The sequence below is a fragment of the Kineococcus aridisoli genome (assembly GCF_050871885.1).
GTDB lineage: Bacteria > Actinomycetota > Actinomycetes > Actinomycetales > Kineococcaceae > Kineococcus.
In genome coordinates, this window is the sequence record NZ_JBJLSF010000018.1 from 25577 (window position 1) to 42419 (window position 16843).

The following is a 16843-nucleotide window of genomic DNA, read 5'->3' on the forward strand; positions in this document are numbered from 1 at the left end:
GGTCGGCGCGATCGGGTGGACCTGCTCACCCGATCGGCCTGCGGCGGGCCGCGGGGCTTCCCCGCCGGCTCCCCGTCCCCTAAGGTAGGTGAGCCTGACCTGCGTGATCCCTGCCGCACAGCGCCGTGAGTCCTTCGTCACAAAAGCTCCGCACGGCCTCCTGCGGGCGCTCCCGCGACCCCTGCGCGCCTACAGTGGACGCAGGACGCCGCCGCCCGAGCGCCGTAGCCCGGGGAGCCGGCGTCGAGGACACTCGAGGAGGACGCCGGTGGCCACGAGCCTCACCCCACCCGGACAGGGCAGCCCTGTCGGCAAGCTGAAGCCAGCGGGCACGCTCTACCGCGGCCGCGAGGGCATGTGGTCGTGGGTGATGCACCGCATCACCGGCGTGGCCATCTTCTTCTTCCTGTTCGTGCACGTCCTGGACACCGCGACGGTGCGCGTGTCGCCGGAGGTCTACGACGGCGTCATCGCCCAGTACAAGAACCCCGTCATGGGCCTGGGCGAGGCCGGCCTCGTCGGCGCGGTGGTCTTCCACGCGCTCAACGGCGTCCGCATCATCCTCGTGGACTTCTGGTCCGGCGGGACCAAGCACCAGCGCAAGCTCTTCTGGGGCGTCGTCGCCCTGTGGACGGTCCTCATGGTCCCCTTCCTGATCCGCCACCTGACCATCGTCTTCACCCACTGAGGGCCGAACCGTGAGCGCACCCGAGCAGACCCCCGGCGGCTCCTACGCCCCGGCCCTGGAGACCCCCCGCTCGCCGTACCGGCGCAGCCGCTCCACGCACACCAACTGGGAGCTGTACGGCTGGCTGTTCATGCGGATGTCGGGCGTGGTCCTGATCGTCCTCGTCTTCGGCCACCTCTTCGTCAACCTCATGACCGGCGAGGGCATCCACCAGGTCAACTGGGGCTTCGTGGCCGGCAAGTGGTCCAGCCCGTTCTGGCAGGTCTGGGACCTGCTGATGCTGTGGCTGGCGCAGCTGCACGGCGCCAACGGCGTCCGCACGATCATCAACGACTACGCCGAGCGCGACGCCACCCGCTTCTGGCTGAAGATGGCCCTCTACCTCGCCAGCGCCATCGTCATCGTCGTCGGCACGCTCGTCATCTTCACCTTCGACCCGTGCGCCGACCCCAGCCAGACCTTCGACTTCTGCCGTCCGGCGATCGACAACGTGCCCACCGTCACCAGCCCCAACAGCTGACCGGCGAGCGAGGAGGAGCTAGACCATGCAGACGCACCAGTTCGACGTCGTCATCGTCGGCGCGGGCGGCGCGGGCATGCGCGCCGCGCTCGAGTCCGGCCAGCGGGCCCGCACGGCCGTGCTCACCAAGCTCTACCCGACGCGCTCGCACACCGGTGCGGCCCAGGGCGGCATGTGCGCCGCGCTGGCCAACGTCGAGGAGGACAACTGGGAGTGGCACACCTTCGACACCGTCAAGGGCGGTGACTACCTCGTCGACCAGGACGCCGCCGAGGTGATGTGCAAGGAGGCCATCGACGCGGTCCTGGACCTGGAGAAGATGGGGCTGCCGTTCAACCGCACCCCCGAGGGCCGCATCGACCAGCGCCGCTTCGGCGGCCACACCCGCGACCACGGCAAGTCGCCGGTGCGCCGCTCGTGCTTCGCCGCCGACCGCACCGGGCACATGATCCTGCAGACCCTCTACCAGCAGTGCGTCAAGCACGAGGTCGAGTTCTTCAACGAGTTCTACGTGCTCGACCTGCTGCTGGTGCCGGCCTCCGAGGCGCGGACGGGGACCGAGATCGAGGGCGCGGCCGACCAGCCCGGCCTGGCCACGCCCCCGACCATCGGCGTGCCCGGCGACAAGCGCGTCGCCGGCGTCGTCGCCTACGAGCTGGCGACCGGCGAGATCCACGTCTTCCAGGCCAAGTCGGTGGTCCTGGCCACCGGCGGCGCCGGCAAGGTCTACAAGACGACGTCCAACGCCCACACCCTCACCGGTGACGGCATGGGCATCGCCTACCGCCGCGGCATCCCGCTGGAGGACATGGAGTTCTTCCAGTTCCACCCGACCGGCCTGGCGGGTCTGGGCATCCTGCTCTCCGAGGCCGCCCGCGGCGAGGGCGGCATCCTGCGCAACGCCGACGGCGAGCGGTTCATGGAGCGCTACGCGCCCACCATCAAGGACCTCGCGCCGCGCGACATCGTCGCCCGCTCGATGGCCAACGAGGTCCGCGAGGGCCGCGGCGCCGGGCCGAACAAGGACTACGTCCTGCTCGACCTGACCCACCTGGAACCCGCGCACATCGACGCCAAGCTGCCGGACATCACCGAGTTCGCGCGCACCTACCTCGGCGTGGAGCCGTACACCGAGCCGGTCCCGGTGTACCCGACGGCGCACTACGCCATGGGCGGGGTGCCCACGAACGTCGACGCGGAGGTCCTGCAGGACAACACTCGCGTCGTGCCCGGCCTCTACGCCGCCGGCGAGGTCGCCTGCGTGTCCGTGCACGGCTCGAACCGGCTGGGCACGAACTCGCTGCTCGACATCAACGTCTTCGGCCGCCGCGCCGGCATCGCCGCCGCGGAGTACGCCACGAAGGCCGAGTGGATCGCGCTGCCGGAGAACCCGGAGGCCGACGTCGTCGCGCAGCTGGCGACGCTGCGCGACCGCCCGCAGGGCGAGCGGATCGCCGACATCCGCCGCGACCTGCAGGAGACGATGGACCTCAACGCCCAGGTGTTCCGCACCGAGGCGACGCTCAAGCAGGCGCTCACCGACATCGAGCGGCTCAAGGAGCGCTACGCCCGCGCCTCGGTGCAGGACAAGGGCAAGCGCTACAACACCGACCTGCTCGAGGGCCTGGAGGTCGGCTTCCTGCTCGACCTCGCCGAGGTGATGTGCCTGGGCGCCCTGGAGCGCAAGGAGTCCCGCGGCGGGCACTTCCGCGAGGACTACCCCAACCGCGACGACGTCAACTACATGCGGCACACGATGGTCTACCGCGAGAAGGACGCCGCCGGTCAGCACACCTTGCGCCTGGACTTCAAGCCCGTCGTCCAGACGCGCTACCAGCCGATGGAGCGCAAGTACTGATGTCCACCTTCGAGACCAGCCCGTCGGAGACGAACGCCGAGTCCGGCCCGGCCAAGTCCGCCGCGCGCGCCCACGAGGGCCCCGGCGGGGCCGAGCCGCGCCCGGGCGGCAACGAGTCGAAGACGGGTGAGATCCCCTCCTTCGACGTCACCCTGCGCATCCGCCGCTACGACCCGGAGGCCGACTCCGAGCCGCACTGGGAGGACTACCGCCTCACCATGTACGGCACCGACCGCGTGCTGGACGCCCTGCACAAGGTGAAGTGGGAGGTCGACGGCGCCCTGACCTTCCGCCGCTCTTGCGCGCACGGGGTGTGCGGCTCGGACGCCATGCGCATCAACGGCCGCAACCGGCTGGCCTGCAAGGTGCTGCTGAAGGACCTCAACCTCGACAAGCCCATCACCGTCGAGCCCATCAAGGGCCTGCCGGTGGAGAAGGACCTCGTCGTGGACATGGAGCCCTTCTTCGCGGCCTACCGCGAGGTGATGCCGTTCCTCATCACCAAGGGCGCCGAGCCCACCCGCGAGCGCGTGCAGTCCCAGGCCGACCGCGAGCGCTTCGACGACACCACCAAGTGCATCCTGTGCGCGGCGTGCACCTCGAGCTGCCCGGTGTTCTGGACCGACGGCCAGTACTTCGGCCCGGCCGCGATCGTCAACGCGCACCGCTTCATCTTCGACAGCCGCGACGCCGGCTCCGACCTGCGCCTGGAGATCCTCAACGACAAGGAGGGCGTGTGGCGCTGCCGCACGACCTTCAACTGCTCGGAGGCCTGCCCGCGCGGCATCCAGGTCACCCGGGCGATCAGCGAGGTCAAGCAGGCGCTCATCGCCCGCAGGATGTGAGCCGACCCGCTCGCCCGAGGGCCCCGTTCCGCACCGCCGGGACGGGGCCCTCGGGCGTTCCCGGCGGCGCTGGGGGACACTTGGCCGCGACGCTCGGGCCGCCGGTCCGCGAGGGAGGAGCCGGATGCGCCACCAGGACCGCTACCTGCAGATCAGCCGGATCCTGTCCCGGCACGGTCTCGGGTTCCTCATCGACGCCCTGGGCCTGGAGCGCTGGGTGCGCACCGACTTCGAGCTGCTGGGGCTGCGCTCGCGCGACCGCGAGCGGCACTCGCGCGCCGAGCACGTGCGCATGGTCATGGAGGAGCTCGGCCCGACGGCGGTGAAGCTGGGGCAGATCCTGTCCACCCGCCCCGACCTGCTCTCCCCCGCCTTCCAGCGCGAGCTGGAGAAGCTGCAGGACTCCGCGATGCCGGTGCCCTACGACGACGTCCGCCGCGCGGTCGTCGAGGAGCTCGGCGAGGACCCCGAGGCCCTGTTCGTCGCCTTCAGCCGCGAACCGCTGGCCAGCGCCTCCATCGGCCAGGCCCACACCGCCGTCGTCGAGGACGGCACCCAGGTGGTGGTGAAGGTCCGCCGCCCCGGCGTCGTCGAGGAGGTCGAGGGCGACCTGGAGATCCTGCGGGCGCTGGCCGTGCAGGCCTCGCGCCGCTGGTCGGCGGCCGCGGACTACGACGTCGTGGGCCTGGCCACCGACTTCGCCGACACGCTGCGCGCCGAGCTGGACTACCTGCAGGAGGGGCACAACGCCGAGCGGTTCGCGCAGAACTTCGCCGGCGACCCCGACATCCACGTGCCGAAGGTCTACTGGGACACCACGACCTCGCGCGTCATCACGCTGGAGCGCCTGCACGGGGTGAAGATCAGCGACGTCGAGGGGCTGGCCCGCTACGGCGTCGACCGCTCCGACCTGGCGGCCCGGGCGACCCGGCTGCTGGCCGACATGGTCTTCGAGCACGGCTTCTTCCACGCCGACCCGCACCCGGGCAACTTCCTCATCGAGGAGTCCGGGCGCATCGGCCTGCTCGACTACGGCATGGTCGGCACGGTCGACGAGCGCTCCCGCGAGCACCTGGCGATGCTGCTGGCCGCCTTCGACCGCCGCGACCCGGCCCGCATCGCCGCCGCGTTCGCGACCGTCGGCGTGACCGAGCACCGCGTGGACCGGGTGCGGCTGACGGCCGACTGCGCCCACCTGCTGCGCACCTACGAGGGGCTGCCGCTGGGGCGCATCAAGGTGGGCGACGTCGTCCGCGACGTCTTCGAGATCCTGCGCCGGCACCACCTGGCCCTGCCGCGCAACCTCGCCCTGGTCGTCAAGATGATCGTGATGACCGAGGGCCTGGGCGCCAGCCTGGACCCGGACTTCCAGCTCGGGCGCGCCCTGAACCCCTACGCGCGCCGGCTGGTGCGCCGCCACCTGGACCCGCTGTCGGTGGCCAAGAGGCTGCGCCAGGCCGGGATCGACGCCGCCGCGCTCGGCGTGGAGCTGCCCGGCCAGCTCGGGCGCGTCCTGGACGTCCTGGACCGCGACGGGGTCTCGGTCTCGCTGCGCACCGAGGACCTGGAGCCGCTGGTGACCCGGGTGGAGCGCATCGGCAACCGGCTCGTCGTCGGGCTCATCGTCTCCGCCGGCGTCGAGGCGCTCGCGGTGATCGCCTCCACCGACCCCGACCGGCTGAAGCCGCACGAGACGAAGGTCGCCGCGGTCGGCGTCGCCGCGCTGGGCGCGCTCACCGGCTACCTGGGATGGACCGCCCGCGGCCACCGCGGCAAGCGCCGCCGCTGACCCCTGTGGACGACTCAGCTGAAGCTGGCCTGCACGACGCGGTGGCCGCCGGGGCGGGCGAAGCGCGAGCGGCGCAGGTCGCGCACGACGAAGCCGCGGGTGATGAAGCGGTCGGTGCCGTCGAAGCGGGGGGCGAACGGCGAGCGGCCGTGCATGGCGCGCAGGTTGTCCAGCAGCAGCACGTCGCCCGGCTGCAGCACGACGGCGTGCCGGTGCGCGACGTAGATCTCCAGCACGCGCTCCAGCAGGGCCTGGGCGTGCTTGGTGATGCCGTGCATGAGGTCCTGGTCGACCAGCATCGTGGGGTCGTCGGCGTCACCGGACAGGATGGAGAACGGGCCGCGCACCTCGCGGGTGTCGAGGAAGTCGGCGAAGGACTCGTCGACCAGCGTCGTCCACAGCGGGCGGAACAGCTCCATGACGTCGGTGGGGTCGACGTGGGCGAGCAGGTCGCGGGCCGGGAAGGCGTAGGTGGCGGCGTCGGCGTCCCCGCGCAGGCAGCCGAGGACGACGTAGTCGGGGCGCAGGTCGGAGAAGCACTGCTCGGTGTGCGCCTCCAGCTCCACGCGCGAGCCCTGCGACTGCTGCGTGGCGGCGAGCCTGGCGTTGGGGACCATGTCCTGCAGCAGGTGCCCGTGCCCCTCGGCGGCGTAGCCGAGCATGTGGCCGAGCGCGTGGCTGACGACGGCCTGCTGGCGGGCCAGCAGCGTGCGCCCGCCGACACCGCCGGTGTTGTCCGGCGGGGTGGCCGGCAGCTCGCCGACCTCCAGGCCGCGCAGGACGAGCACCCCGGAGTCGGAACCGCGCTCCTCGAAGGCCCACAGCGTCTCGGCCAGCCCCGCCGGCAGCTCGCGCGCCAGCAGGCGCGCCTGCCGGCCGAAGGCGTCGGGGTCGGTGACGGGGTCGGCGCTCAGCCGGGCGCCCAGGGCGGCCAGCTGCTCGCGCTCGCCGGCGGCGAGCTCGCGCAGGGTCGGCACCGTGGCCGAGGAGTCGAGGAACACAGAGGTCATGGCGGTCTCTCCATCGTCGACGAACCGAGTGCTGCCCACCGTAGCGCCTGCGAGTGGGCAGACTGCCCAGATCGGCGTGCCCGATCCGGGCAGTCTGCCCGCGCAGTGCGACCGATCCGCCCGTGCAGGGCGATCAGCGCGGGATGAGCCCGTGCGGGTCGATGACGAACTTCTTCGGCGCGCCGGCGTCGAACTCGGCGTAGGCGGCGGGCGCCTCGTCGAGCGAGATGGGCGTCGCGCCGACGGCCTTCGCGATCTGCACCTTGTCGTGCAGGATCGCCATCATCAGCTGCCGGTTGTACTTCATCACCGGGCACTGGCCGGTGGTGAAGGCCAGCGACTTCGCCCAGCCGGTGCCGAGGTCCAGCGAGAGCGCCCCCTTCTTGGCCGCCTCGTCGACGCCCCCGGGGTCGCCGGTGACGTACAGGCCCGGGATGCCCAGCGCTCCCCCGGCGCGGGTGATCTGCATGAGGGAGTTCAGGACGGTGGCCGGGGCCTCGGTGGCCGAGCCCGCACCGTGGCCGCGGGCCTCGAACCCGACGGCGTCCACGCCGCAGTCGACCTCGGGGACGCCGAGGATCTGCTCGATCTGGTCCTGCGGGTCGCCCCGGGAGACGTCGACGGTCTCGCAGCCGAAGCTGCGGGCCCGCTCCAGCCGTTCGGCGTTGAGGTCGCCGACGATGACGACGGCCGCCCCGAGCAGCTGCGCGCCGGCGGCGGCGGCGAGCCCCACCGGGCCGGCCCCGGCGACGTAGACGGTCGAGCCGACCCCGACCCCCGCGCTGACGCAGCCGTGGAAGCCGGTCGGGAAGATGTCCGAAAGCATCGTCAGGTCGAGGATCTTCTCCATCGCCTGGTCCTTGTCGGGGAACCTCAGGCAGTTGAAGTCCGCGTACGGCACGAGGACGTACTCGGCCTGGCCGCCGACCCAGCCGCCCATGTCGACGTAGCCGTAGGCGGAGCCCGGCCGGTCGGGGTTGACGTTGAGGCAGATGCCGGTCTGGCGCTCCTTGCAGTTGCGGCAACGGCCGCAGGCGATGTTGAAGGGCACCGAGACGAGGTCGCCGACGTCGAGGAACTCCACGTCGCGGCCCTTCTCGACGACCTCGCCGGTGATCTCGTGGCCGAGGACGAGGTCGGGCGGGGCCGTGGTGCGCCCGCGCACCATGTGCTGGTCGGAGCCGCAGATGTTGGTCGCCACGAGCTTGAGGACGACGCCGTGGTCCACGCGCCGGCCGACGTTGGCCGGGTTGACCCCGGGCCCGTCCCGCAGCTCGAAGGTGGGGTAGTCGATGGTCTGCACCTCGACCCTGCCGGGACCGAGGTAGGCGATGGCGCGGTTGCCGCCGGGTGCGCTGGTCGTCGTGCTCACGCGTGGACCTCCTCCTGGAGCGGCCGGCCCCGTCGCCGGCCCGCGGACCACACCCAACCGCCCCGGCGGCGCGCGGCGCAAGGACGCGCCGGTCGCGCGGGCGGCCGGTGCCCCGTCGTACGTCCGCGCTCGTCCTGCCGCCGGTGCAGAACGTCGGCTTCCTCGTCGGCGGGGAGGTCTTCCACCCCGGGGACGCCTACGAGGTCCCCGGGGTGCCGGTGGGCACGCTGCTGCTGCCCACGAGCGGGCCGTGGGCCTCGGTCGCCGAGGGCGTGGACCACCTGCGGGCGGTGGCACCGCGGCGGGCGGTGCAGGTCCACGACCTCATGCTCTCCGAGCCCGGCCAGCAGGCCACCCTGCGCTTCCTGAGCCAGCTGGGCGGCGTGGAGGTGGAGCTCATCCCCGTCGGGTCGACCGCGACCCCCTGAGCCCGCGGACCCCCAGCACGGCGATGGCCGTGCCGAGGACGAGGCTGACGACGACGAGCACGAGGTGGACGAGGAAGAAGGGCTGCGGGCCGCCCTCGAAGGAGCGCGGGTCGGCCCAGATGTTGCGCAGGAAGTTGGGCCAGATGAACCAGCTCCACACCCCGAACGCGACGAGGAACCAGCTGGCGGGCTTGGAGAGGACCACGCCCCGATCCTCCCACCGCGCCCTCAGCGGCGTGCGCCCCGCCCGCCCCGGCGCCCGCCGCGCCGCAGCAGCGCGAGGGCGCCCGCGCCGGTGGCCGCCGCCCCGAGCACGAGCCCGGAGACGAACGGGCGCCCCGCGGTGCCCGAGCGCTGCTCGGGACCGGGTTCGGGCCCCAGCGGCACGACCAGCCGCGCCTCGGCCATGAGGTCGGGACGCAGGGTGCCGGCGTCGTCGGCGCGGGTGGCCGCCCAGGAGGCGGCCAGCAGGATGAGCCGGCCGATGAGGTTCATGAGCACGAGCAGCACCACGAGCGTCGCGGCAGCGCCGAGGAAGGCGTTGCCCTCGGCGCTGCGCCGGGCGAAGGAGGTGCCGAACTGCTTGAGCAGCCCCAGGCCGAGCCCGCCGAGCAGGGCCCCCTGCAGCAGGTCGCGCAGCGGCACGTCGGCGTTGGGCAGCACCCGGAAGACGAGCAGGAAGGTGCAGGTGTCCATGACGAGGGCGACGAGGAAGCCGAGGGCGGTCAGCAGCCACCGCGACCAGGTGGACGGCTCGAAGCCCATCGCGTCCAGCAGGTAGCCGCCGACGCCGTTGGTGGCCACGACCGCGGCCACCGACAGGCCCACGCCGAGGCCGACGACGACCATGCCCAGCAGGTCGCGCAGCCTCACGAGCAGGAAGTTGCCGTCGCCGGGGTCGTCGCCGAAGACGGCGCGGATGCCCTGGCGCATGCCGTCCATCCAGCCCAGGCCGGTGAACAGGAACGTCGCGATGGAGACGACGAAGGTCCAGGTGAGGGCGGAGCCCTCCAGGAAGTCGTTGATGTAGATGCCGGTGGCCCGCTCCCCGTCCGCCCCGGCGGGGCGGTTGCCCTGGTGGACGAGGCCGGGGGCGTACTGGTCGACGCCCTCGACGAGGTTGCGCACGACGTAGTCGCGCACCTGCGGCACGTCGTTCATGACGAAGCCGAGCACCGTCAGCCCCACGGCGAGGGCGGGGAAGATGGAGAAGAAGGCGAAGTAGGCGATCCCCCCGGCCAGCACGTTGCCGCGGGCGTCGCCGTAGCGCTGCCAGACGCGGGCGGGGAAGCTGCGCGTCACCGTCGTGATCGCGCTCTTGGCCTGCTCGACGGCGCTCACGCCCGGCCCGCACCCCTCACTGCTGGAAGACGAAGTCCTCCCGTGGCCGCCAGACGCCGTCGGCGCCGTGCTCGTAGAGGCTGAACCCCTTCACGGTGAAGGTCGCCTCCCAGTCGCGCAACACGAGCTCGGCGCGGTCCAGGGCGACCTCCTCGACGTCGTGGGCGACCGTGACGTGCGGGTGGTACGGGAAGGCGATCTCGCGGCGCAGCGGGCCGGTGCGCACGGCCGACTGCAGCAGCTCGCACTCGGAGATGCCGCGGGCCACCTGCACGAAGACGACGGGCGAGACGGGGCGGAAGGTGGCCGTGCCGCGCAGGACCACCTCGAACGGCGCGCAGGCGGCCGCCGTCGTCTCCAGGTGCTCGCGGACGGCGTCGAGGTCGTCCAGGTGCAGCTGCGAGGGCGGCAGCAGGGTGATGTGCGGCGGCACCGCGTGGGCGAGGGGGTCGCCGAACCGGGCGCGCCAGGCCGTCAGCTCCGCGGCGTGCGGGGCGGGCACCGGGATGGACACGCCGATGGTGCGCACCCGGTCGTTCACGACCTGCGGCCCGCCCGGGCGCCCAGGAGGCCGACGCGGTCGTAGACGGCGGCCAGGGTCTGCTCGGCGATCTCGTTCGCGCGGGCGGCGCCGCGGGCGAGGATCTCGTCCAGGGCGCCGGGGTCGGCGGCCAGCTCGGAGGCGCGGGCGCGCACCGGGGCGAGCGCGTCGGTGACGACCTCGGCGAGCTCCTTCTTGAGGTCGCCGTAGCCGCGGCCGGCGAAGTCCTCCTCCAGCTGGGAGACGCTGCGCCCGGACAGGGCGGAGTGGATCGACAGCAGGTTGGAGACGCCGGCCTTCTCGACCGGGTCGTAGCGCACCTCGCGGCCGGTGTCGGTGACGGCCGAGCGGATCTTCTTGGCGGTCACCTTCGGCTCGTCCATGACGTCGACGATGCCGGCGGGCGAGGAGGAGGACTTGCTCATCTTCGACCCCGGCTCCTGCAGGTCGTAGATCTTCGCCGTCTCCTTGAGGATGTACGGCTCGGGCACGGTGAAGGTGTCGCCGTAGCGGCTGTTGAAGCGCTGGGCGAGGTCGCGGGTCAGCTCCAGGTGCTGGCGCTGGTCCTCGCCGACGGGGACCTCGGCGGCCTGGTAGAGCAGGATGTCGGCCGCCATGAGGACCGGGTAGGTGAACAGCCCGACGGTGGTGCCCTCGGCGCCCTGCTTGGCGGACTTGTCCTTGAACTGGGTCATCCGGCTGGCCTCGCCGAAGCCGGTCAGGCAGGAGAGGACCCAGGCGAGCTCGGCGTGCGCGGGCACGTGGCTCTGCACGAACAGCGCCGAGCGCTCGGGGTCCACGCCGGCGGCGATGTACTGCGCGGCGGTGATGCGGGTGCGCTCGCGCAGCGCGGCCGGGTCGGGGCCGACGGTCAGGGCGTGCAGGTCCACGACGCAGTACAGCGCCTCGTGGGTCTCCTGCAGGGCGACCCACTGGCGCAGCGCCCCGAGGTAGTTGCCGAGGTGCAGCGAGGAGGAGGTCGGCTGCATCCCCGACAGCAGGCGCGGCCTGCCGCCGCGGGTGGCGCGCTCTACCGTCGTCTCGGCCGCAGGCTGCTCGGGCATGCCCCCATCCTGCCAGCCGCGACGGGGTGGACCACCACGGGCTCCTGTGCGGTTCTGTGCGGTTCTGGTTGACGACGTCCGGCGGGGCGGGCATGCTTCCCGGGTGCGGCGGTGGAGCGACGTGCCGGGCGGCCCCGGCGAGCAGCGGTCCGGCCTGGTGCTCGGCGCGGACTACAACCCCGAGCAGTGGCCCGAGGAGGTCCGCGCCCAGGACGTGCGCCTCATGCGCGAGGCGGGCGTCACCCTCGTCTCGGTCGGCATCTTCGCCTGGGGGCTGCTCGAGCCGGAGCCCGGCCGCTTCGAGCTCGGCTGGCTCGACGACGTCCTGGACGACCTGCACGCCGGGGGCGTCGGCGTCTCGCTGGCCACCGCCACCGCCTCCCCGCCCGCCTGGCTGTCCCAGCGCTGGCCGGAGGTCCTGCCCGTCGACCACGAGGGCCGCCGCGTCGTCTTCGGCAGCCGGCAGAGCTGGTGCCCCAGCTCCCCCGTCTACCGCGAGCGCTCCCTGCAGCTGGTCGAGGCGCTGGCCACCCGCTACGCGCAGCACCCCGCGCTGCGGCTGTGGCACGTCAGCAACGAGCTGGGCTGCCACAACGCCCGCTGCTACTGCGAGGTCAGCGCCGCCTCCTTCCGGCGCTGGCTGGCCGGGCGCCACGGCGACGTGCAGAGCCTCAACGCGGCGTGGGCGACGGCGTTCTGGAGCCAGCACTACACCTCCTTCGAGCAGGTGCAGGTCCCGGCGCTCTCCTCCTCCTTCCCCAACCCCGCCCACGCGCTGGACTTCGCGCGCTTCAGCTCCGACGAGCTGCTGGGCCAGCACCTGGCCGAGAAGGAGGTGCTGCGCCGGCTGACCCCCGAGGTCCCCGTCACGACCAACTTCATGGTCGGCTCGGCCCTGGGGCCGATGGACTACGGCCGCTGGGCCCGCGAGCAGGACGTCGTCGCCAACGACCACTACCTCGTGGCCTCCGGGCCCGGCGCCACCGACGACCCGCGCGCCGAGCTGGCCTACGCCGCCGACCTCACCCGCGGCACCGCCGGCGGGCGGCCGTGGCTGCTCATGGAGCACTCCACCTCCGCGGTCAACTGGCAGCCGGTCAACGTCGCCAAGGGCCCCGGGCAGATGCTGGCCGACAGCCTGGCCCACGTCGCCCGCGGCGCCGACGGCGTCTGCTTCTTCCAGTGGCGCGCCTCCGCAGGCGGCGCCGAGCAGTGGCACTCCGCCCTCGTCCCGCACGCCGGGGAGGACACCGAGCGCTTCCGCGAGGTCGTCGACCTCGGTGCGCTGCTGCACCGCCTCGGGGAGCTGGCGGGCTCGACCGTGCACGCCGACGTCGCCCTCCTCGTCGACTGGCAGAACGCCTGGGCGATGGAGTCGCCCACCCTGCCCTCGGCGCGCGTGGGCCACCGCGACCTGGGGCTGCGCGTGCACGGGCTGCTGCGCGCCGCGCAGACCACCGTCGACGTCGTGCCCGTCGGCGCCCACCCCGACGACCTCGCCGCGACGCTGGCGGGCTACCGCGTCCTCGTCGTCCCCACGCTGTACCTGGCCGACGCGGCCACGGCCGACGCCGTGCGCGCCGCGGCCGCCTCCGGCACCCACGTCCTGGTCACCTACTTCTCCGGCATCGTCGACGAGGACGCGCGGGTGCGCCTGGGCGGCTACCCGGGCGCCTTCCGCGACCTGCTCGGCGTGCGCGTGGAGGAGTTCCACCCGCTGCTGGAGGGCGTCGCGAGCGAGCTCGACGACGGCCGGGTCGGCGACGTGTGGACCGAGCTGGCCACCGCCGAGGAGGACGTGCAGGTGCTGGCCCGCTACGCCGACGGCGCCACCGCCGGCTGCCCGGCCCTGACCCGGCGCGAGCTGCCCTCCGGCGCCGCCGCCTGGTACCTGGGCACCTCCCCCGACGACGAGGCCCTCTCCGAGCTGCTGCGCGAGGTCTGCGAGGGCGCCGGGGTCGCACCCGTCGCCGAGGCCACCGGCCCGGTCGACCTCGTGCGCCGCCGCGCCGCCGACGGGCGCAGCTGGCTGTTCGCGCTCAACACCGGCGACGAGCCCGCCGGCGTGCGGGTCAGCGGTCACGACCTCGTCAGCGGCGAGGCCGTCGACGGGGCCCTGCACCTGGAGCCCGGCGCCGTCGCGGTCGTGCGGGAGGGCTGAACCCTGCTCGCCCACCAGCGCCACGGCGTGATCCTGGAGGCCGTCCGCGAGCACGGCGGCGTCCGCGTGGCCGACCTCGTCGAGCGCCTCGGCGTCTCGGAGATGACCGTGCGCCGCGACATCGGCGAGCTGTCGCGGCGCGGGCTCGTCACCCGCGTGCACGGCGGGGCGGCCGCCGTCGGCGGGCGCTCCAGCGAGGAACCCGGGTTCGCCGCCAAGTCCGCGCTGGAGGTCGAGGCCAAGCGCGCCATCGCCGCCGCCGCGGCCGAGCTGGTCGAACCCGGCGCCTCGGTCGCGCTGTCGGCGGGCACCACCACCGCGGAGGTGGCCCGCGCGCTGCGCGAGAAGCCCGGGCTGACCGTCGTGACGAACTCCCCGCGCGTGGCCGACCTGCTGCACGACCCGGCCGACCACGCCCGCACCGTCGTCCTCACCGGCGGGGTCCGCACCCCCTCCGACGCCCTCGTCGGCCCGGTCGCCCGGGCCGGGCTGCGCGACCTGCACGTCGACCTGCTGTTCCTGGGCGTGCACGGCTTCGACACCGCCGCCGGGCTCAGCACCCCGAACCTGTCCGAGGCCGAGACCGACCGCGCCCTCATGGCGGCCGCCGCGCGGGTGGTCGTCGTCGCCGACTCCTCCAAGTGGGGTGTCGTCGGACTCATGTCGTTCGCCGGGCTCGACGCCGTCGACGTCCTGGTCACCGACCGCGGGCTGGACGCCGGGGCCCACCCCGAGATCACCGAACTCGTCGGCGAGCTGGTGCTCGCCGGTCCCACCGATGGAGGAAGCGCATGAGCGGGAACTCGCACGAGTTCCGCAAGACGTCCCTGCGGATGGCCGACGGGCGGGAGATCGTCTACTTCGACGACACCGAGCCCTGGCTGTCCGGCGAGCGCGTCCGCGACGCCGTCGACCACCGCCCGCTGCCGCCGGCCGACGAGCTGCTGCGCGGCGGCTCGCAGGTCCGGTTCGACCCGCTGACGGGCGACTGGGTCGCGATGGCCTCGCACCGCAACGACCGCACCCTCATGCCGCCGCCGGACCAGGACCCCCTGGCCCCCACCGTCCCCGGCGGCTTCCCCACCGAGATCGCCGACTCCAGCTACGACGTCGTCGCCTTCGAGAACCGCTTCCCCTCCTTCTCCAACCGCATCGGCGGCGAGCCGGGCCTCGTCGACGGCGAACCGCTGTGGCCCACCCGGCCGGCCGCCGGCCGCTGCGAGGTGGTCTGCTTCAGCAGCGACACCCACGGCTCCTTCGGCACGCTGGAACCCCGCCGCGCCCGCACCGTGCTGGAGGCGTGGATCGACCGCACGCAGGCGCTGTCGGCGACCGAGGGCGTCGAGCAGGTGTTCGTCTTCGAGAACCGCGGCGAGGAGATCGGCGTCACCCTGCCGCACCCGCACGGGCAGATCTACGGCTACCCCTACCTGACCCCGAAGACGCAGACGATGCTGCGCCGGGCCCGCGAGCACCGCGAGGCCACGGGCCGCAACCTGTTCCGCGACGTCCTGGACGCCGAACGACGCTCCGGCGCCCGCGTCGTCCTGGAGACCGAGCACTTCACCGCCTACGTGCCGGCGGCCGCCCGCTGGCCCGTCGAGGTCCACCTGGCCCCGCACCGCGACGTGCCGGACCTGCCCTCGCTCGACGACGACGAGCGCGCGGACCTCGTGCGCGCCTACCTGGACCTGCTGGGCCGACTGGACCGCTACTACCCCGACGAGCACCCGCTGCCCTACATCGCCGGCTGGCACCAGGCGCCGGTGCGCGAGGGGCGCGAGGAGTTCCGGCTGCACCTGCAGGTGTTCAGCGTGCTGCGCGGACCGTCGAAGGTGAAGTTCCTCGCCGGCTCGGAGTCGGCGATGGCGGCGTGGATCAACGACACCACGCCCGAGAAGGTGGCGGCACGACTGCGCGAGGTGGCCCGGTGAACCCGACGAGCACGACCAGCTTCTTCGACGCGCCCGAGCGCGGCGCGACCGCGCAGGCGCTGGAGGAGCTGTTCGCCACCACCTACGGCGAGCCGGCGGCCGGCGTCTGGTCGGCGCCCGGTCGGGTGAACCTCATCGGCGAGCACGTCGACTACACCGGCGGCCTCTGCCTGCCGCTGGCGCTGCCGCACCGCACGTTCGTCGCGCTGCGCCCGCGCACCGACGGCCTGGTGCGGGTGCGCTCCGCCCAGGAGAGCGGCTCGGACGTCGAGGTCCGCCTGGCCGACGTCGGCGCGGGCAGCCCCGCCGGCTGGGGCGCCTACGTCGCCGGCGTCCCGTGGGCGATGCTGCGGCAGGGTTTCGCCGGCGAGGCCCTCACCGGCGGTTTCGACGCCCTCGTCGACGGGCACGTCCCCCTGGGTTCGGGGCTGTCCTCCTCCGCGGCCCTGGAGTGCGCGGTCGCCGTCGCCCTCGGCGAGCTCGTCGGCGCCCCGCTCGACGACGCCGGCCGCGCCGCGCTGGCCGGGGCCTGCATGGCGGCGGAGAACGTCGTCGCGGGCGCGGCGACCGGCGGCATGGACCAGGCCGCCTCGCTGCGCTGCCGCGCCGGTGGCGGGATCCTGCTCGACACCCGCGACGACACCGTGCGCCAGGTGGCCCTGGACCTGGCCGGCGCCGGCCTGGCGCTGCTCGTCGTCGACACCCGCGCCGAGCACTTCCACGCGGGCGGTGAGTACGGCAAGCGCCGCGCCGACGTCGAGCGCGCGGCGCAGCTGCTGGGCGTGCCGACCCTGCGCGAGGTCGACCCCGCGCAGCTGGAGGACGCGCTGGAGCGCGTGGGCGCGCAGGAGGACGGGCAGGTGCTGCGCCGGCGCGTGCGGCACGCGGTCACCGAGATCGACCGCGTGCGGCGGACCGCCGAGCTGCTGCAGGACGGCCGCGCCGGCGACATCGGCCCGCTGCTCGACGCCTCCCACGAGTCGCTGCGCCACGACTACGAGGTCTCCTCCCCCGAGCTGGACCTCGCCGTCGACACCGCCCGCGCGCACGGCGCGCTCGGGGCCCGCATGACGGGCGGCGGCTTCGGCGGCTCGGCCGTCGCGCTCCTGGCCGCCGAGCGGGTGGAGGCGGTCGCCGACGCGGTCGCCGCCGCCTTCGCCGGCCGGCGGCTGCGGGCACCGCAGTTCCTGGCCGCGCTGCCCTCCGAGGGTGCGGCGCGGGACCGGTAGCGCCGGGGCGGCCTCCGCACTACGTTCGGTGCACCTCCAACCACGGGGGCACCGGAGCCGGAG

16 protein-coding genes are annotated in these 16843 nt (G+C 73.6%); 10 read left to right on the forward strand and 6 right to left on the reverse strand.

Going from position 1 to position 16843, the window contains the following annotated elements:
• Positions 1-268 precede the first annotated feature (268 nt).
• From sdhC to ACRYM2_RS07410, 5 genes are all read left to right on the forward strand, one after another.
• Positions 269-688 carry a succinate dehydrogenase, cytochrome b556 subunit gene (sdhC, locus tag ACRYM2_RS07390; protein WP_432521117.1) on the forward strand — a complete coding sequence of 140 codons (420 nt, stop codon included), beginning with the start codon at positions 269-271 and terminating at the stop codon, positions 686-688.
• A gap of 10 nt (positions 689-698) precedes the next feature.
• Positions 699-1208 carry a succinate dehydrogenase hydrophobic membrane anchor subunit gene (locus ACRYM2_RS07395; protein ID WP_432521118.1) on the forward strand — a complete coding sequence of 170 codons (510 nt, stop codon included), beginning with the start codon at positions 699-701 and terminating at the stop codon, positions 1206-1208.
• Positions 1209-1233: 25 nt separating this feature from the next.
• Positions 1234-3066 (forward strand): FAD-binding protein, encoded by a 1833-nt coding sequence (locus ACRYM2_RS07400; protein WP_432521120.1) that lies wholly within the window; start codon positions 1234-1236, stop codon positions 3064-3066.
• On the forward strand, positions 3066-3911 hold the full coding sequence (locus ACRYM2_RS07405) for a succinate dehydrogenase iron-sulfur subunit (protein WP_432521122.1): 846 nt from the start codon (positions 3066-3068) through the stop codon (positions 3909-3911). Before ACRYM2_RS07400 ends, ACRYM2_RS07405 begins: the two co-directional genes overlap by 1 nt.
• A 124-nt stretch (positions 3912-4035) precedes the next feature.
• Positions 4036-5700: an ABC1 kinase family protein gene (locus ACRYM2_RS07410; protein WP_432521124.1), complete on the forward strand. Its 1665-nt coding sequence runs from the start codon at positions 4036-4038 to the stop codon at positions 5698-5700.
• 14 nt (positions 5701-5714) lie between these two features.
• Here ACRYM2_RS07410 and ACRYM2_RS07415 read toward each other — a convergent pair whose 3' ends face one another.
• Together ACRYM2_RS07415 and fdhA are read right to left on the reverse strand one after the other, a co-directional pair.
• Positions 5715-6710, reverse strand: a complete 996-nt coding sequence (locus ACRYM2_RS07415) for a TauD/TfdA family dioxygenase (protein ID WP_432521126.1) — start codon at positions 6708-6710, stop codon at positions 5715-5717.
• A 133-nt stretch (positions 6711-6843) separates the two neighbouring features.
• On the reverse strand, positions 6844-8082 hold the full coding sequence (fdhA, locus tag ACRYM2_RS07420) for a formaldehyde dehydrogenase, glutathione-independent (protein WP_432521128.1): 1239 nt from the start codon (positions 8080-8082) through the stop codon (positions 6844-6846).
• A gap of 107 nt (positions 8083-8189) precedes the next feature.
• Here fdhA and ACRYM2_RS07425 point away from each other — a divergent pair, with 107 nt between their 5' ends.
• Positions 8190-8510, forward strand: a complete 321-nt coding sequence (locus ACRYM2_RS07425) for an MBL fold metallo-hydrolase (protein ID WP_432521129.1) — start codon at positions 8190-8192, stop codon at positions 8508-8510.
• Here ACRYM2_RS07425 and ACRYM2_RS07430 read toward each other — a convergent pair.
• From ACRYM2_RS07430 to trpS, 4 genes are read right to left on the reverse strand one after another with little or no spacing between them, the layout of a single operon-like run.
• Positions 8479-8715 carry an SCO4848 family membrane protein gene (locus ACRYM2_RS07430; protein WP_432521130.1) on the reverse strand — a complete coding sequence of 79 codons (237 nt, stop codon included), beginning with the start codon at positions 8713-8715 and terminating at the stop codon, positions 8479-8481. The genes ACRYM2_RS07425 and ACRYM2_RS07430 overlap by 32 nt on opposite strands.
• 23 nt (positions 8716-8738) lie before the next feature.
• Positions 8739-9851: a YihY/virulence factor BrkB family protein gene (locus tag ACRYM2_RS07435; RefSeq protein ID WP_432521131.1), complete on the reverse strand. Its 1113-nt coding sequence runs from the start codon at positions 9849-9851 to the stop codon at positions 8739-8741.
• A gap of 16 nt (positions 9852-9867) precedes the next feature.
• Positions 9868-10392: a 2'-5' RNA ligase family protein gene (locus ACRYM2_RS07440; protein WP_432521132.1), complete on the reverse strand. Its 525-nt coding sequence runs from the start codon at positions 10390-10392 to the stop codon at positions 9868-9870.
• The gene (trpS, locus tag ACRYM2_RS07445) at positions 10389-11456 is read right to left on the reverse strand and encodes a tryptophan--tRNA ligase (RefSeq protein ID WP_432521134.1); all 1068 of its coding nucleotides are present in this window, start codon (positions 11454-11456) and stop codon (positions 10389-10391) included. The genes ACRYM2_RS07440 and trpS overlap by 4 nt, the downstream gene beginning before the upstream one ends.
• 103 nt (positions 11457-11559) lie before the next feature.
• Here trpS and ACRYM2_RS07450 point away from each other — a divergent pair, with 103 nt between their 5' ends.
• Genes ACRYM2_RS07450 through galK form a run of 4 tightly spaced genes read left to right on the forward strand, consistent with a single transcriptional unit; the run spans position 11560 to position 16780 of the window.
• Positions 11560-13617 carry a beta-galactosidase gene (locus ACRYM2_RS07450; protein ID WP_432521135.1) on the forward strand — a complete coding sequence of 686 codons (2058 nt, stop codon included), beginning with the start codon at positions 11560-11562 and terminating at the stop codon, positions 13615-13617.
• Between the two features lie 3 nt (positions 13618-13620).
• Positions 13621-14412 carry a DeoR/GlpR family DNA-binding transcription regulator gene (locus tag ACRYM2_RS07455; RefSeq protein ID WP_432521169.1) on the forward strand — a complete coding sequence of 264 codons (792 nt, stop codon included), beginning with the start codon at positions 13621-13623 and terminating at the stop codon, positions 14410-14412.
• Positions 14409-15551, forward strand: coding sequence for a galactose-1-phosphate uridylyltransferase (gene galT / locus ACRYM2_RS07460; RefSeq protein WP_432521137.1), 1143 nt, complete (start codon positions 14409-14411; stop codon positions 15549-15551). Before ACRYM2_RS07455 ends, galT begins: the two co-directional genes overlap by 4 nt.
• Positions 15548-16780: a galactokinase gene (galK, locus tag ACRYM2_RS07465; RefSeq protein ID WP_432521138.1), complete on the forward strand. Its 1233-nt coding sequence runs from the start codon at positions 15548-15550 to the stop codon at positions 16778-16780. The genes galT and galK overlap by 4 nt, the downstream gene beginning before the upstream one ends.
• Positions 16781-16843: the final 63 nt, after the last annotated feature.

Bases quoted from the DNA above. Each gene is read 5' to 3' on its own strand.
- ACRYM2_RS07405 (WP_432521122.1), top strand. From the start codon at position 3,066: ATGTCCACCTTCGAGACCAGCCCGTCGGAGACGAACGCCGAGTCCGGC.
- ACRYM2_RS07415 (WP_432521126.1), bottom strand. From the start codon at position 6,710: ATGACCTCTGTGTTCCTCGACTCCTCGGCCACGGTGCCGACCCTGCGC.
- galT (WP_432521137.1), top strand. From the start codon at position 14,409: ATGAGCGGGAACTCGCACGAGTTCCGCAAGACGTCCCTGCGGATGGCC.
- ACRYM2_RS07410 (WP_432521124.1), top strand. From the start codon at position 4,036: ATGCGCCACCAGGACCGCTACCTGCAGATCAGCCGGATCCTGTCCCGG.
- trpS (WP_432521134.1), bottom strand. From the start codon at position 11,456: ATGCCCGAGCAGCCTGCGGCCGAGACGACGGTAGAGCGCGCCACCCGC.
- ACRYM2_RS07400 (WP_432521120.1), top strand. From the start codon at position 1,234: ATGCAGACGCACCAGTTCGACGTCGTCATCGTCGGCGCGGGCGGCGCG.